General features: G+C 31.5%; 14 protein-coding genes. All 14 read left to right on the forward strand.

The window, feature by feature from the left end:
- The first annotated feature begins 14 nt into the window (after nt 1–14).
- On the forward strand, nt 15–464 hold the full coding sequence (gene dtd, locus UF10_RS03025; RefSeq protein WP_106776345.1) for a D-aminoacyl-tRNA deacylase: 450 nt from the start codon (nt 15–17) through the stop codon (nt 462–464).
- 9 nt (nt 465–473) lie between these two features.
- Nucleotides 474–1,100, forward strand: a complete 627-nt coding sequence (locus tag UF10_RS03030) for an MBL fold metallo-hydrolase (protein WP_106776346.1) — start codon at nt 474–476, stop codon at nt 1,098–1,100.
- Nucleotides 1,100–2,776: a coproporphyrinogen dehydrogenase HemZ gene (gene hemZ, locus UF10_RS03035; protein ID WP_106776347.1), complete on the forward strand. Its 1,677-nt coding sequence runs from the start codon at nt 1,100–1,102 to the stop codon at nt 2,774–2,776. The genes UF10_RS03030 and hemZ overlap by 1 nt, the downstream gene beginning before the upstream one ends.
- Nucleotides 2,748–4,010 (forward strand): histidine--tRNA ligase, encoded by a 1,263-nt coding sequence (gene hisS / locus UF10_RS03040; RefSeq protein ID WP_106776348.1) that lies wholly within the window; start codon nt 2,748–2,750, stop codon nt 4,008–4,010. Before hemZ ends, hisS begins: the two co-directional genes overlap by 29 nt.
- Nucleotides 4,011–4,025: 15 nt before the next feature.
- Nucleotides 4,026–5,819 carry an aspartate--tRNA ligase gene (gene aspS, locus UF10_RS03045; protein ID WP_106776349.1) on the forward strand — a complete coding sequence of 598 codons (1,794 nt, stop codon included), beginning with the start codon at nt 4,026–4,028 and terminating at the stop codon, nt 5,817–5,819.
- A 57-nt stretch (nt 5,820–5,876) separates the two neighbouring features.
- Nucleotides 5,877–6,335, forward strand: a complete 459-nt coding sequence (locus UF10_RS03050; RefSeq protein WP_106776350.1) for a SoxR reducing system RseC family protein — start codon at nt 5,877–5,879, stop codon at nt 6,333–6,335.
- Between the two features lie 35 nt (nt 6,336–6,370).
- The gene (gene pta, locus UF10_RS03055) at nt 6,371–7,342 is read left to right on the forward strand and encodes a phosphate acetyltransferase (protein ID WP_106776351.1); all 972 of its coding nucleotides are present in this window, start codon (nt 6,371–6,373) and stop codon (nt 7,340–7,342) included.
- A 313-nt stretch (nt 7,343–7,655) separates the two neighbouring features.
- A complete protein-coding gene (locus UF10_RS03060) occupies nt 7,656–8,864 on the forward strand; it encodes a CDP-glycerol glycerophosphotransferase family protein (RefSeq protein ID WP_106776352.1) in 1,209 nt (402 codons plus the stop codon).
- Between the two features lie 43 nt (nt 8,865–8,907).
- Nucleotides 8,908–10,212 carry a UDP-glucose dehydrogenase family protein gene (locus UF10_RS03065; RefSeq protein WP_106776353.1) on the forward strand — a complete coding sequence of 435 codons (1,305 nt, stop codon included), beginning with the start codon at nt 8,908–8,910 and terminating at the stop codon, nt 10,210–10,212.
- A gap of 22 nt (nt 10,213–10,234) precedes the next feature.
- Nucleotides 10,235–11,392 carry a glycosyltransferase family 4 protein gene (locus tag UF10_RS03070; protein WP_106776354.1) on the forward strand — a complete coding sequence of 386 codons (1,158 nt, stop codon included), beginning with the start codon at nt 10,235–10,237 and terminating at the stop codon, nt 11,390–11,392.
- A 2-nt stretch (nt 11,393–11,394) separates the two neighbouring features.
- Nucleotides 11,395–12,603 carry a nucleotide sugar dehydrogenase gene (locus UF10_RS03075; protein ID WP_106776355.1) on the forward strand — a complete coding sequence of 403 codons (1,209 nt, stop codon included), beginning with the start codon at nt 11,395–11,397 and terminating at the stop codon, nt 12,601–12,603.
- A gap of 106 nt (nt 12,604–12,709) precedes the next feature.
- A complete protein-coding gene (gene wecB, locus UF10_RS03080) occupies nt 12,710–13,810 on the forward strand; it encodes a non-hydrolyzing UDP-N-acetylglucosamine 2-epimerase (protein ID WP_106776356.1) in 1,101 nt (366 codons plus the stop codon).
- Entirely contained in the window at nt 13,811–15,019 is a 1,209-nt protein-coding gene (locus UF10_RS03085; RefSeq protein ID WP_106776357.1) for a glycosyltransferase, read from the forward strand.
- A complete protein-coding gene (gene murJ, locus UF10_RS03090; protein WP_106776358.1) occupies nt 15,009–16,571 on the forward strand; it encodes a murein biosynthesis integral membrane protein MurJ in 1,563 nt (520 codons plus the stop codon). Before UF10_RS03085 ends, murJ begins: the two co-directional genes overlap by 11 nt.
- Nucleotide 16,572: the final 1 nt, after the last annotated feature.

Raw genomic sequence — 16,572 nt, forward strand, 5'->3', positions numbered from 1 at the left:
TAAAGGAGTATCTTATGAGAGCAGTAGTTCAAAGAGTAGTATCATCAAATGTAAAGGTAGATGGTGAAACTACAGGTGAAATTGACAAAGGTTTATTGGTTTTGCTAGGAGTAGGTGAGGATGATACTCCCAAAGATACCGCTTATATGGTAGATAAAATAGTTAACCTTAGAATATTTGAAGACGAAGATGAAAAGATGAATTTGTCTTTAAAAGATGTTGGCGGGGAACTTTTGGTAGTTAGTCAGTTTACCCTTTATGGTGATTGTAAAAAGGGTAGACGTCCAGGTTTTAGTGACGCAGCTAGACCTGACAAGGCTGATGAATACTATATAGATTTTGTAAATAAGGCAAGAGAGCTAGGAGTCAAAACAGAAACTGGAAAATTCCAAACACATATGATGGTGGAATTAATCAATGATGGACCTGTTACACTTCTTGTTGACTCTAAGAAAAATTTTTAGGAGGAAAGAATGAAGATAAAAGTATTTGTAGACTCGGTTATGCAGGAAAATTCATATATCTACTATGATGAAAAAACTTTGGAAGCGGTAATAATAGATCCTGCACTTTGCTTGGAAAAAGAAAAGAAGTTTATTGATGATAATAAACTAAACGTTAAATATATAATGCTTACACACTCACATGCGGACCATGTAGCAGATGCAGAGGCACTGAAAGAATATACTGGTGCAGCTATAATTGCTAACAAGGATGAAAGAGAGATGTTAATAGACGCTAAAAAGAATTTGAGTAGCGACTTTTTTACACATGGCATTGAGTTTGAGGCGGATAAGTATGTTTCTGAAGGTGATAAAATTCAGTTAGGAAATAATACTTTTACCTTTATAGATACTCCAGGTCATACAACTGGTGGAATGTGTATAAGGTGTAATAATGACTTATTTACAGGGGATACACTTTTTATGGGATCTATAGGTAGAACGGACCTATATGGTGGTAACTATGACAAAATGTTGAAATCACTTAAAAAGCTAAGCAAGCTAGAAGATGATTTAAATATATATCCAGGTCATGGGCCAGCCAGTACTATAGGGACAGAAAAAGCAAGTAACTATTATATGAAATTGGTGATTTAATGATAAAAGTACTATTGCAAGGACATAATTATAGCTATGAAATTGCAGAGTTCTTGAAGTTATTTTCTTCTGAGTTTTCCTTTTTGGATGGCTCAGAAGTTTTTACTGTTAATCAAGATATGCAAGATTCAGAAGTATTAGTAAATAAGTTAGAAATTATAAGGAAAAGAGATAGAGTAGATATCTTTACAAATACTAAAGTTTTTCTAGGTGGGACTGAGTTATACAATAGAGAAATAAAAGAAAGTATTGATATAGAAACTCTTGATAAAAGCTTTGTAGATATTGATAAAAATTCAAATGACAGTGAAAATATAAAAGATAATACAGAAAAATATTTAGTAAAAAAAGTAATAGAAACAGAACACAATAAAAAAATATTTGCAAAAACCAACAAAAAATTAGATAATAATATTAAGACAATATCAAAGCGAATAATTCAAAGGAGTATGTATTACTATCTACTGGATAGATTTGATGCAAACGTTCCGTGGGGGATACTTACTGGGATTAGACCCGTAAGTATTGTAAACGCGCTATTTGATATGGATATGACAGAAGACGACATCAGAGAAAATATGAAAAGAGAGTATCTTATAAAAGAAGAAAAGCTAGATTTAATTATAGAAATAGCTAAGAGGGAAAGAAAATATATCTATCCTCTTTCAGAAGATAAGATTTCTTTATATGTAAGTATACCTTTTTGTCCAACAAGATGTCTATACTGTTCATTTCCATCACATCCTTTAGCTAAATTTGGAAGTCTAAGACATAAATATATAGAGACACTATTAAAAGAAGCAAAGGGTGTAGCTGAACTAATAAAGATGCAATCAAAAGAGATAGAAACTCTTTATATAGGTGGAGGAACTCCAACAGCATTAGAAGCAGATGATTTGAATTATTTAATTACAGGTCTATTTAATATATTTGATTTATCTAAAATAAAGGAATTTACTGTGGAGGCTGGAAGACCAGATACTATTACTGAGGAAAAGCTAAGAACTCTTAAAAAGCACAATGTTTCTAGAATAAGTATTAATCCACAAACTATGAATCAAGAAACTCTAGAGACTGTTGGAAGAAATCACAGTGTAGAAGATATTAAAGATTGCTTCTATATGGCTAGAAAACTAGATTTTGATAATATAAATATGGATATAATACTGGGACTTCCTGGTGAAACTCCAGATATGGTAGATAGTACAATGAAAGAAATCATTGCACTAGATCCAGAAAGTGTAACAGTTCACACTTTGGCTCTAAAAAGAGCATCTGATTTAAATATAAATATGAATAGTTATAAGGATGCCTTGGCTAGTTATCAAAAAATGATAGAGATGATAGCAATTTCAAGAAAACATATGAAAGATAATAATTATAATCCATATTATATGTATAGGCAAAAACATATGCTTGGAAACCTAGAAAATATTGGTTATTCAAAAGAAGGATATGAATCCCTTTATAATATGCAGATTATGGAAGATAGACAATCCAACTATGCAATAGGTGCTGGTGCAGTATCAAAGTTTGTTTATTTGGATGAAACAAGAATTGAAAGAGTAGATGACGTCAAGAATCTAGAGATATATCTAGAGAGAGTAGACGATATGATAGATAAAAAATACAGGGAGGTAGAAAAAAATGCTAACAAAAGCTCCAAGAGGAACTAAGGATATTACACCTTCAGAATCATATAAATGGAATTACTTAGAGTCGAAGTTTAAGAATCTTTGCTCACTATATGGATATGAAGAAATTAGAACTCCAATATTCGAGAATACAGAACTATTTCAAAGAGGCGTAGGAGATACGACAGACATTGTTCAAAAGGAGATGTACTCTTTTAAGGATAAGGGAGATAGAAGTATCACTCTAAAGCCTGAGGGAACAGCAGGTGTTGTGAGAGCCTTCATAGAAAATAAGATGTATGCAGATGCTCAACCAACAAAATTATTTTATATCACACCATGTTTTAGATATGAAAGACCACAATCTGGTAGACAGAGACAGTTTCATCAGTTTGGTATAGAAGCGATTGGAAGTGATACACCTTCACTTGATGCAGAGGTTATAGAACTAGCAACTCAATTTTTAGGGGAAGTAGGTCTAAAAGATTTATCTGTATCTATAAATTCAGTGGGTTGCCCTGTATGTAGGGAAAGCTACAATGAAAAATTAAAAAAATATTTAGCTAGTAAAGAGGATGTTCTTTGCGACTTATGTAATGAAAGACGTGAAAAAAATCCTATGAGAGTTATAGATTGTAAAAATGAAACTTGTCAGGCTAATATTCAGGATATACCTCTTATAGCTGACAATCTATGTGAAGACTGTCAAAATCATTTTGACACTCTTAAGAGTTATCTTGATGAAATGAATATCAAGTATGAGGTTGACAAAAAGATAGTAAGAGGACTAGACTACTATAAGAGAACTGCTTTTGAGATTATTTCAAATGATTTAGGAAGTCAGTCAACTGTGTGTGGTGGTGGAAGATATGATGGACTAGTAGAACAGATAGGTGGCCCAGAAGGATTCAGTGGTATAGGATTTGGATTAGGTGTAGAAAGACTATTGTTGACATTAGCAGCCAATAATATTGAGATAGCTAAGCCAGATAGCACAGATATATTTATAGTTACTATTGGTGATACTGCAAAGCTGAAGGCATTTAATATTTTAAAAGCACTAAGAAGCAATCATATATCTGCAGATAAGGATCACCTTGATAGAAGTGTAAAAGCTCAGTTTAAGTATTCTAATAAAGTAGATGCAAAATATACAATAGTAATTGGCGATGATGAACTTGAAAAAGATGAGGCAACGCTTAAAAATATGAACACTGGTGAACAAAGATTAATTAAGCTAAGTGAACTGGTTGAAGAACTAAAAAAGGAACTATAATTCGGAGGTAACTAATTGGATAATTTAAAGGGATTTAAAAGAACTTGTTATGCAGGAGAATTGAGATCTTCTGATATCGGAAAAGAAGTAATAATAATGGGCTGGGTCCAAAAGAAGAGAAATCTTGGTGGACTTGTATTCGTTGACCTAAGAGATAGAGGCGGAATATCACAGGTTGTATTTGACTCTGATGTGAGCCAGGAAGCATTTGAAAAGGCCGAAAAGCTAGGAAGTGAGTACGTAATAGCTGTAAGAGGTAAGGTATGTGAAAGACAGTCTAAAAACCCAAATATTCCTACAGGAGAAATTGAAATATTCGCTGAAGAACTAAGAGTATTAAATGAGTCTCAGACACCACCAATATATATAAAAGATGATGATGATGTAAGTGAAGCTTTAAGACTTAAATATAGATATTTAGATCTTAGAAAACCTAAGATGCAGAGAAATTTAATGTTAAGACACAAGGTTGCAAATGTTGTAAGAAACTATCTATCAGACAATAATTTCTGTGAAATAGAAACACCTTTCCTAGTGAAGCCAACTCCAGAAGGTGCTAGAGATTACTTGGTACCATCTAGAGTGAATCCAGGAAGATTTTATGCACTTCCACAGTCTCCTCAGCTATATAAGCAGTTGTTAATGGTTAGTGGAATGGATAGATATTTCCAGATAGTAAAATGTTTTAGAGATGAAGACCTTAGAGCAGATAGACAGCCAGAATTCACTCAGATAGACTGTGAGATGTCCTTTGTTGAAGAAGAAGATGTTATGACAATGATGGAAGGTATGTTGAAAAAGATATTCAAAGATGTAATGGATAGAGAGATAAGTATACCTTTCCCAAGAATGACATATGCAGAGGCAATGAGCAGATATGGATCAGATAAACCAGATACTAGATACGGATTAGAATTTGTAAATATCACTGATAAGGTTGCAAATTGTGGATTCAAGGTATTTTCAGGATGTGCTAAAGAAGGATATTCTGTAAGAGGAATAAATGTTGAAGGTGGAGCAGATGAGTTTACTAGAAAGGGAATTACCCATCTAGAAGATCATGCTAAAACTTATAAAGCAAAGGGACTTGCTTGGATGAAAATTACTGATGAAGGCGTAACTTCACCAATAGCAAAGTTCTTTAATGAAGAAGAATTAGATTCAATAATAAAATCAATGAATGCAAAGGTTGGAGATTTACTTTTATTTGTAGCAGACAAAGATTCAGTTGTATTTGATGCTTTGGGACAGGTGAGAATAGCTGTTGCCAATAAATTAAATCTAGCTGATAAAAACCAATTTAATATGCTTTGGGTAACTGAATTCCCAATATTTGAAGAAGATGAAGAAAATGGTAGATTTACAGCTATGCACCATCCGTTTACTTCACCATTAGATGAAGATGTAGATCATTTAGAAAATGGTGATAAGTTAAAACTAAGAGCAAAGGCGTATGATATAGTAATGAATGGATATGAAGTAGGTGGAGGGTCAATTAGAATATCAGACTCAAATGTTCAGCAAAAGATGTTTAGAGCTCTTGGATTTACAGATGAAGAAGCTTATAACAAGTTTGGTTTCTTAATTGATGCATTTAAGTTTGGAACACCACCACATGGTGGATTAGCATTTGGTTTGGATAGACTAGTAATGCTTCTTGCAGGAGCTGATAATATTAGAGAAGTCATTGCTTTCCCTAAGAATCAAAATGCAGTTTGTCCAATGACAAATGCACCTTCATTAGCAGAAGATGAACAATTAGAAGAATTAAGCATAAAGATAGATATAAACGAAGAAATAGAAGATTAGTTTATATAGATCTATTTGCTTTTGTAGCTATAATTATTTTAGAAAAAGAGGTTGCAAATGGATCAGAGAGGATATATTGTAGACGTTGTAGACGATAAGACTGCGAAATTTAAGATGCAAAGACAGTCAGCCTGTGCAAAGTGTGGAAAGTGTTTTGGATCAAAAAGTAGTGAGTCACAAGATATAGTTGTTGAAGTAGACAATGAGCTAGGTGCGAAAATAGGAGACTATGTTGAAGTAAGTATGGAGCAAATAAACGTTATGAAGGCGATTGGAATTGCTTATGGCATACCTTTGATAGCACTATTAGTAGGAACAATAGGATCATACTATGTATTACAGAATTTTGTAGGTGGAGGAAGACTAGAACTTTATAGTATTGGAGTGGGTCTAGTACTTACTGCACTTGCATATCTAGGAATAAAGCTTAAAGATGCGTCAATTAGAAATAGTAGGAAATATATGCCTACAATAACACGCATTATGATAGATTTAAGTACACAAAGTGCAAAATAAGATTTTGTTACTAAATAAAAATTTGGAGGGAAAACATGGAATTAATTGATAGCTTAAAAGCTCAAATTGAAGGTAAAAACGTTAGAATCGTATTACCAGAAGGAACAGAACCTAGAATTATAGAGGCTGCTTCTAGACTACATAAGGAAGGAATACTAGTACCAGTATTAGTTGGTAGTGTTGATGCTGTTAAGGCTGTTGCTAATGAAAAGAATATAGATTTAGATGGAGTTGAAATACTTGACCCAGCAAACTATGATGAATTTGACGCTATGGTTGCAGCTTTTGTAGAAAGAAGAAAGGGCAAGGCTACAGAAGAAGATGCTAGAAAGAAACTTTTAGATGAAAACTATTTCGGAACAATGCTTACATATATGGGTAAGGTTGACGGTATGGTAAGTGGTGCAGTTCACTCAACTGGTGATACTGTTAGACCAGCTCTACAGATAATAAAGACTAAGCCAGGGGTATCTAGAACTAGTGGTGCCTTTGTAATGATAAAGGAAGACACTAAGTATATATTTGGTGACTGTGCTATAAATATAGAACTAGATGCTGAAGGTCTAGCAGGTGTAGCTGTAGAAAGCGCAAAGACTGCTAAGATGTTTGGAATAGATCCAAAGGTAGCAATGTTAAGTTTCTCTACTAAGGGATCAGCAAAGCATGATCTTGCAACTAAGGTTGAAGAAGCAACTAAGTTAGCTCATGAATTAGACCCAGAATTAGCTTTAGATGGTGAATTACAGTTTGATGCTGCTATAGTAGAATCAGTTGGACAGCAGAAGGCTCCAGGATCTAAGGTAGCAGGTAATGCAAATGTATTTATATTCCCTTCTCTAGAAGCTGGTAATATAGGATACAAGATTGCTCAGAGATTAGGTGGATTTGAAGCTTTAGGTCCAATACTTCAGGGATTAAACAAGCCTATAACTGACCTATCAAGAGGTTGTAATGCTGAAGATGTATATAAGTTAAGTATAATAACTGCTTGTCAGAGCGTTATATAATTTAATATCTAAACAGTACCCCTAGGGGTACTGTTTTTTTATATAAATATATTTTATAATTTTTACTTTTGAGAGTATGAATAAGTAAAATATACCATAAAAAACAAAATCTTCAATCATAAAAAATATAAAAAGAGCATTTAAAAGAAAAAAGTTAGTACTTATTAGTATTTTTCAGAAAAAATTAACTAAGTAATAACACATTCTAAAATCGGCTCAAAATAGTAGTTAATTTATGTTATAATATAAGAGGTTAACTTATGAAGATTTTTAGTTAAAATATATTTTGAGAAATAGGACAGGTTAGAAATTTATGGGAATTAAAAATAAATTGGAAAAAATTGCCAGATTAGCTATGCAGTCTGTCAATATGATATACTATAATTTTAAGGCAAAAGCATACAAAAATGATTCCAAGTATAGGGACCTTTGGATAATATCTGAAAGAGGTACAGAGGCTAAGGATAATGGCTTTTGCTTTTTTGAATACCTTTGTAAGAATCATCCAGAAATAAATGCAAGGTATGTAATTGATAAAAAAGCAGCCGGAGAGGATTATAAAAAGCTTCTTCCATATGAAGATAGATTGATAGAATATGGTGGAGAAGAGCACAAGATAGCCTATATTTTGGCCAGCCATGCAATATCGTCTCATGCAGGTTTTTTAGAGCCTTGGAGCTATAGATTATACAAGCTTTTACTTGATAGAAATGATAAAAAAATATTTGTATTTTTACAACATGGTGTGATTTTACATGACCTTAGTGATTTTGTATCAAAGGAAAAAATAAGAGCAGATCTATTCATAACTACGACGAAAAGAGAGTTTGAATCTATATCATCAGATATATATGGATATAATGATGGAGAAGTTGTTCAAACAGGAATTGCAAGATATGACAAACTTAATGAATTTAAATTGAAAAATGAAATACTGATAATGCCTACTTGGAGAGAAAGTATTATTACTCCATCGTATAAAAAAAGTGATAAGAGAGATGTTGATTTATTTATTAATAGTGAATACTATAAGAGATTTAATTCACTTATAAATAATAAGCGTTTAGAGTCTGCTTTAAAAAAGAACAATATAAAGTTGGTGTTTTATCCTCACTATGAAATACAGCCATATTTGCAGTGTTTTAAGAAGTTAAATAGTGAGCTGATACTAGCTTCAAAGGAAGAATATGATGTTCAGGGGCTTTTGAAAAGTTCAAAGGCTTTGGTTACAGATTTTTCTTCAATACAATTTGACTTTGCCTATATGAGAAAGCCACAAGTATACTATCAATTTGATTCTATAGAAGAGCATTATAAGATGGGTTATTTTGAATATGACCGCGATGGATTTGGTCCAGTCTATGATAAAGAGGAAGAAGTCGTTGACTATTTAATAGAATTGATGGAAAGTAACTTTGAAATAGAAAAAAAGTATCTTGAGAGAATCAATAAAGATTTCAATATTAGAGATTCACACAATTGTGATAGAATATTTGATGAAATAATGAAGATAAAAAAATAAATTAGAAAAAATGAAATAGATTTAAAAAGAAAGAGGAGATTATATGAGGATTGCTATTGCTGGAACAGGATATGTCGGCCTAGTGACTGGCGTATGTTTAGCACATAAGGGCATTCATAATGTCGTTTGTGTTGATGTAGACGAAGAAAGAATTGAAAAGTTAAAAAGAGGCGAATCTCCAATATATGAAAAAGATTTGGAAGAATTGTTGATAGATAGCCTAGAAAAAGAGAGTATAGAGTTTAGTAGTGACAGTAAGTCTGCCTATGAGGATGCAGACGTGATTTTTATAGCTGTAGGAACACCTGAAAGATCAGACGGCTCAGCCAATTTAGAATATATCAAGCAAGTAGCACGTCAGATAGCAAACTTTGCTCAAAAGGATTGTTTGGTAGTAATTAAATCAACTGTTCCAGTTGGAACGAATGAAGAAATTGAAAACTATATAAAAACACACCTTAAAAATAATATTTGGGTGGAACTTGCTTCTAATCCAGAGTTTTTGGCGCAAGGAACTGCTGTGAAAGATACACTACATGCATCAAGAATAGTAATAGGAGCAGAAAGTCATAGAGCCAGAGAAATACTTGAAAAGGTATATGAAGGTTTTGAATCTCCAAAAGTAATTACAAATAGAAACTCTGCAGAGATGATTAAGTATGCCTCAAATGATTTTTTGGCTCTTAAGATATCTTATATGAGTGATATAGCAAATCTGTGTGAAATAGTTGGAGCAAATGTTGAAGATGTAGCTCACGGTATGAGTTTTGATGATAGAATTGGATCTAAATTTTTAAGAGCAGGTATAGGATATGGTGGTTCTTGTTTTCCAAAGGATACAAAGGCACTTCACTGGCTATCAAACTCAAATGGATATGAGCTTAAAACTATAAGTGCTGCAATTGAAGTAAATGAAGCTCAAAAGTTAAAACTTATAAGAAAAGCAGCTCAAGAGATAGATAACTTTGATGGATTAAAGGTTGCTGTTTTGGGAGTGACGTATAAGCCAGGAACAGATGACTTAAGAGAGGCACCATCAATTGTAAATATCAATAATTTACTGGAAAGAAATGCCTCTGTATATGCGTATGATCCAGTTGGTTTAGATAATGCAAGAAAAATTTATGATGATAAAATAAATTACTGTGATAACATAGAAGAAGCTCTTAAAGATGCAGATATGTGTTTTATAATGACTGAATGGGAAGACATTAAATCTATAAAGCCTGAAGAATTTTTGGAATTAATGAATGAAGCGCTTATATATGATGGAAGAAATTGCTATGATCCAAAGGTTATGGCAGATAATAATATCAAGTACTATTCTATAGGTAGAGCAAGTTACTAAAAAGTGGAAGAGGAAATATATAATGAATGTATTAATAATAAGAAATGCTGAAGCAAGTACAAATGCAAATATTCGTAGGGTGGTTTCAGCTCTTTTATCAGCTGGACATAAGCCTATTATTTTATCTAGGGCAAGAATCTGCCAAGAAGATGAGCCTGTATATATGAAAAAAGATATATTAATTGACGGTGTTAGAGTAGACAACTTCGAACTTCAATTAAAAGGTAAAACTGAAAAGGGTCTAAAGAATATAACAACAGTGTATACATATATAAAGACCGTAACAAGATGGATGATGGAAAATATAGATAGCTTTGATGCCATACATGCCTTTGACTTAGATAGTGGGCTAGCTGCTCATAAACTTGCTGGCAAAAAATACTTTATTTATCATATAGCAGATTTTTATGCAGATAGTAGAGCAAAAATACCAAAGGTTCTAAAAGATATGATTAAAAAGATGGAGTTTGATCTTATAAAAAACGCTGATCATACAATAATATGCACAGATGAAAGAAGAAAGCAAATAGAGGGTTCTAAGCCTAAAAAGCTTAGTGTTGTATATAACTCCCCAAGTATAGACAAAGAAATAAGAGAAAAATTAAATGAGAATATAAATAAAAAACCAAGTGAAATGAAGAAGTTGAAGCTTTCTTACATAGGTATGCTTTCAAAAAGAAGATTTATTGATACTGCCTTAGAAGTAATATCAGAGTTTGATGATGTTGAACTAACACTTGCTGGAAGTGGCGACTTGGTGGATATGAGCAAGGAATATGCAGATAAATATAAAAATATACATTATCTTGGTCAAATTCCTTATGAGAAAACTTTCGATATATATAAAGATTGTAACCTTATGTTTGCTATTTATAATCCAAATATAAACAATCATAAGTATTCTGCTGCAAATAAGATTTATGAGGCAATGCTTTTAAAGAAGCCTATAGTAGTTGCAAAGAATACATCTATGGATGAGATAGTTGATAAGCATGATATTGGATTTAGCATTGATTATTCAAAGGAAAGTTTTAGAGACTTGATAGAAAAATTAAGAAATAATTTAAATATATTGGATGAAAAATCCGACAATATGGAAGCTGTATATGAGGACTACTCTTGGGAAAAAATGAAAGAAAGACTAGTTAATATATATGCTGAATTAGGAGATGAAAATTAAATATGGTAAATGTGGTTGGTTTGGGCTATATAGGACTTCCTACATCTTTGATGCTTGCTGCACATGGAATAGAAGTTGTGGGAACCGATGTAAATATAGATATAGTTAAAAAATTAAAAAATAAAGAAATAACATTTAAAGAAGAAGGTTTAGAAGAACTTCTTGATAAAGCAATTGAAAAAGGAATAGTATTTAGCAATGAATATCAAAGCTTTGATTATTATATAATTGCAGTGCCTACTCCATATGACTCTATTACAAAGAGAGTGGACACTATATATCTTAAAAAAGCAGTAGAGTCAGTACTGAAAGTATGTAATGAGAATGCTACAATTATAGTTGAGTCAACTGTATCTCCTGGAACAATTGATAGAGTAGTAAGGCCTATTGTAAGTTCTAGCCATAAAAAATGTAATATAGTGCATGCTCCTGAAAGAATACTTCCAGGAAATATGCTATATGAGTTGGAAAATAATTCGAGAACAATCGGTGCAGATTCAAAAGAAGTAGCAAAAAAAGTAAAGAAAATATATGAATCATTTTGTAAGGGTGAAATAGTTATAACTGATATAAGAACTGCTGAAATGACAAAAGTGGTAGAAAATACATATAGAGATATTAATATTGCTTTTGCAAATGAACTGGCCAAAATATGCAGATATGACAATATGGATGTATATGAAATAATAAAAATAGCAAATAGACATCCTAGAGTAAATATATTAAGCCCTGGGCCTGGAGTAGGTGGGCATTGTATATCAGTAGATCCTTGGTTTTTAGTTGGTGACTATCCAAAGCTTTCAGAACTTATATCTACTGCTAGGCATATAAATGATTCGATGCCGCTATATGTAATTGATAGAATTAAAGAAATAATGGACAATAACGATATAAAATCATTTTCTGATGTAGGTCTATATGGATTAACATATAAACCAAATGTAGATGACACAAGAGAATCACCAACTATTCAGTTATTGAATAACTTGGATGAAGATAGCAGAGATAAAATAAAAATATATGATCCAATGATTCAAAAAAAGATGTACAAAAGTCAGGTAGAAGATCTACAGGATTTTATCGATGATATAAAGCTTCTTGTGGTAATGGTTGATCATAGAGAAATACTTGAATCAGAAAAAATCTTAGAAAATAAAATAATATTAGACACTAAAAATGTAATAAAAAGCTTACCAACATATAAATTATAAATATAGCTAGAAGTATTATTTATAGTTTAAGCACCAAATAAAATTGTGTTGAAATATGTTAGAGAATCGAATTTTTAATTTTGGTGTCAAAATGTGAGGTAAATATATGAAAAAAATAATGTTGGTTTTTGGAACCAGACCTGAAGCAATAAAAATGGCTCCTTTAGTAAAAGAATTAGAAAAACGTGATGGTATAAAAACTTTAGTTTGCGTTACAGCTCAACATAGAGAGATGCTAGATCAGGTATTGGAGATATTCAATATAGTTCCTGACTACGATCTAGATATTATGAAAGAATCACAGACTTTAAGTTATATTACGAGTAGCATATTAGCTAAGATAGATGAAATAATGAAAAAAGAATTGCCAGACATTGTTGTTGTGCATGGAGATACGACAACTACATTTGCAACTTCCTTGGCAGCTTTTTATAACAAAATAAAGATAGCACATGTCGAGGCTGGACTAAGAACTTACAAGAAATATTCTCCATATCCAGAAGAGATAAATAGACAGATGGTGTCTTTAGTATCTGATTATAATTTTGCTCCAACAGAGTTGACAGCGGATAATTTAATCAAAGAGGGCAAAGATGCTAGCTCTATATTTATAACTGGAAATACAGCTATAGATACACTATCTTACACGGTGAATGAAAATTATGAAGATGATAATACGAAATGGGTAGGGGATAGTAGGCTGATATTACTCACAGTACATAGACGTGAAAATATTGGAAAGTCAATGGAAGATATATTTGATGCTGTAAAAGATATAGTAGAAAAATTTGATGATATTAAGGTAATTTATCCTCTACATAAAAATCCTGAGGTAAGAAAATATGCCAGAAAATATTTTGAAGGTATGGAGAGAGTAAGATTGATAGAGCCTTTAGATGTTATTAAATTTCATAACTTAATAAATAAATCATATCTGATAATGACAGATAGTGGCGGTATTCAAGAAGAAGCTCCAGCACTTGGAAAACCAGTATTGGTACTAAGAAATGATACTGAAAGAAAAGAGGGTGTCGAATCTGGAACACTAATACTTTTGGGTACAGATAAAAATAATATCTTTAAAAATACTTGTGAAATTTTGGAAGATGAAAATATATATCAAGAAATAGCTCAATCAAAAAATCCTTATGGAGATGGTAGGGCAAGTAAAAAAATAGCTGATATTTTGCAAAGAGAGGATATATAGATGAATATATTGTATTTAGTGAATATGAATGAAAATAATATAAAAGGTCTCTTTACTGCTAATCATGAAAAAATAATGGCTATCAAAACTTTATTAGATAAAGATGATGTTTTAAATATGTACTCTGTTCAATTTTATGATGTTGGGCTAGGTAAAATATTTAAGAAGTTAAGTGGGAAAAAAATATTTGTAAATAATGGCGATTCATTTGTAAAAGATGGAATAACTTATAGAAAAGAGTATTTGAAAGTCAACCTTAGAAATAGACTAATAGAAAAAGAAGACAATGACTATGAAAAATACAAAGATTTTATAGAAAAACATGAAAAGGAAATTTTAGAGTGTGATGCAGTTGTAGCTATGTGGGGTTACCCTCATGGTAGACTTGCCTATCATATCGGTAAAAGATACAATAAACCATACTTTGTTCAGTATTATGGAAGTGATATTCATACTAATCCATATAAAAATGAAAATGTAAAAAAGAAGATTGTAGAAGTATTAAATAATGCTGAGAATAACTTTTTTGTAAGTAATAAGCTAAAAGAAAGTGCAAATGGACTAGGTTGGAATAAAGATAACTGGTCAATAACAAAAAACGGAGTAAATTTCGAGAAGTTCTATCAGATAGATAAAAGTGAGAAAGAAGAACTAAAAAAGAAACTATCTATTAAAGATGAGTTAGTAATTGGCTATGTAGGTAGCCTAACAGAAGTAAAAAGATCAGATTCTTTGGTAAAGATATATTCGAAAGTAAATGAAAAAAAGAAGTGCAAATATATTTTTGTTGGTGATGGAGATATGAGATCTCAAGTAGAAAAAGAAGCAAATGAAAATAATTTGGATAGTATTTTTACAGGGAATGTAGATATTACAGATGTAAATAAATATATGAATTTAATGGATATAATGATACTCCCAAGTAGAAGAGAGGGCTTTGGTAGTGTAATTGTAGAAGCCAATTCACTAGGCGTATTAACTATTGGATCAGATGCTGGTGGAATACCTGAAGTAATAGGTGATGAGCGTTACATAGTCAAGGAAGGCGAAGATTTTGAAAAAAGATATGCTGATACAATAATTAAGTTTATTAATTCTGGTTGGGATAAAGAAGAATTAATAAACAGGGTTAAAATGGAGTATGATTGGAAAAATATTGCAAGGAATGATTTGGATATAATCAGGAGAGTAGTTAAAGATGAAGAGTAAAAAAATGGTTAAAAATGTAGTCCTTCTTATGGCTTTAACATTGTTATCAAAATTTATTGGTTTTTTTAGGGAAATAGTGATGGGCTATTGCTATGGTGCATCTATGCATAGTGATGCTTATTTTACAGCTTATGATATACCAAAAGTACTTTTTTCCCTGATTGCTACGGCTATTGCGACTACATTTATACCACTTTATTACAAATCTAAGGAAGAAAAAGGCGAACAGGGTGCTATAGATTTTACAAATAACATAATAAGTATTACTTTGTTATTTGGTATCATAATATCAGTGTTTGCCTTTATATTTATGGAAAAACTGGTAAATGTATTTGCAATAGGTTTCAAGGGAGAAATACTTCACGAAACAGTATTTTTTGCAAGAGTTATGCTTCTGGGATATATATTTTCTGGATTAAGCAGTATTATGAGCGCCTATCTTCAGAGTAATGAGGAATTTTTTATACCAGGAATTATAGGTATTCCCTACAATTTGATAGTAATTACATCTATGATTGTAAGTGCATATACGAAGAATATCTATATACTACCTGTAGGTGCTTCTTTGGGCTTGATATCTCAATATTTAGTCCAAATACCTAAATCTATAAAGTTAGGATATAGACCAAAATTAAAGATTGATTTTAGAGATGAATACATAAAAGAAATGATGATCTTAGTTTTGCCTGTATTAATTTCAGTATCCGTCACTCAGATAAATACGGTAGTAGATAGAACATTGGCATCTACTTTAGTAGTTGGAAGTATGTCATCTTTAAACTATTCCAATAAATTAATGGGATTTTTCATTGGATTATTTATAACAACAATTAGTATAGTTATATATCCTCAACTGTCTGAGTTATCAAGTAAATCAAATAAAGATGAATTTAATGAGCTTATAAGAAAGTCAATAAATATAGTATTTATTTTAATGATGCCTATAACTTTTGGATGTATAATCTTGGCAGAACCAATTGTATCAGTCCTATTTATGAGAGGGGCTTTTGATACACAAGCAGTGAAGCTTACAACCAATGCCTTGATGTTTTACTCGGTAGGTATGATAGGTCTTGCTGTTAGAACAGTTATTACAAAGATATACTATTCTATAGGAGATACTAAAACACCAATGATTAACTCTACACTAGCAGTATTGATAAATATTGTTTTGAGTTTAATCCTTATAAAACCTATGCAAAATGGTGGTCTAGCCTTTGCTACAAGTATATCCTATATTATAAGTATGACTATGTTATTGATAAAGTTAAAGGGCAAGGTTGGAAATTATGGAGTATCAGAAGTAAGGAAAACAATAATTAAAACAACTCTAGCATCGATTATTATGGCTCTTGCAATAAAATTAGAGTATACTTTCTTATTTGATATGTTTGGAAATGGTAAGTTGGAAAATCTTATATATCTGATTATCGCGGCGGGCACAGGAATAGTCGTATACTTTATTTCTTCAAATATACTTAAAATAAAAGAAATAAAATATATTATATCTGAGTTTAAAAATATAAAAACAAAAATAAAGAAAAAAAATTAGG

Source organism: Peptostreptococcus russellii (assembly GCF_003012055.1).
Classification (GTDB): Bacteria; Bacillota; Clostridia; order Peptostreptococcales; family Peptostreptococcaceae; genus Peptostreptococcus; species Peptostreptococcus russellii.

Excerpts from the sequence above, each read along its gene's own strand:
- dtd (WP_106776345.1), top strand. The coding sequence starts at position 15 with ATGAGAGCAGTAGTTCAAAGAGTAGTATCATCAAATGTAAAGGTAGAT.
- UF10_RS03030 (WP_106776346.1), top strand. The coding sequence starts at position 474 with ATGAAGATAAAAGTATTTGTAGACTCGGTTATGCAGGAAAATTCATAT.
- hemZ (WP_106776347.1), top strand. The coding sequence starts at position 1,100 with ATGATAAAAGTACTATTGCAAGGACATAATTATAGCTATGAAATTGCA.
- hisS (WP_106776348.1), top strand. The coding sequence starts at position 2,748 with ATGCTAACAAAAGCTCCAAGAGGAACTAAGGATATTACACCTTCAGAA.
- UF10_RS03050 (WP_106776350.1), top strand. The coding sequence starts at position 5,877 with ATGGATCAGAGAGGATATATTGTAGACGTTGTAGACGATAAGACTGCG.
- pta (WP_106776351.1), top strand. The coding sequence starts at position 6,371 with ATGGAATTAATTGATAGCTTAAAAGCTCAAATTGAAGGTAAAAACGTT.
- UF10_RS03060 (WP_106776352.1), top strand. The coding sequence starts at position 7,656 with ATGGGAATTAAAAATAAATTGGAAAAAATTGCCAGATTAGCTATGCAG.
- UF10_RS03065 (WP_106776353.1), top strand. The coding sequence starts at position 8,908 with ATGAGGATTGCTATTGCTGGAACAGGATATGTCGGCCTAGTGACTGGC.
- UF10_RS03070 (WP_106776354.1), top strand. The coding sequence starts at position 10,235 with ATGAATGTATTAATAATAAGAAATGCTGAAGCAAGTACAAATGCAAAT.
- UF10_RS03075 (WP_106776355.1), top strand. The coding sequence starts at position 11,395 with ATGGTAAATGTGGTTGGTTTGGGCTATATAGGACTTCCTACATCTTTG.
- wecB (WP_106776356.1), top strand. The coding sequence starts at position 12,710 with ATGAAAAAAATAATGTTGGTTTTTGGAACCAGACCTGAAGCAATAAAA.
- UF10_RS03085 (WP_106776357.1), top strand. The coding sequence starts at position 13,811 with ATGAATATATTGTATTTAGTGAATATGAATGAAAATAATATAAAAGGT.
- murJ (WP_106776358.1), top strand. The coding sequence starts at position 15,009 with ATGAAGAGTAAAAAAATGGTTAAAAATGTAGTCCTTCTTATGGCTTTA.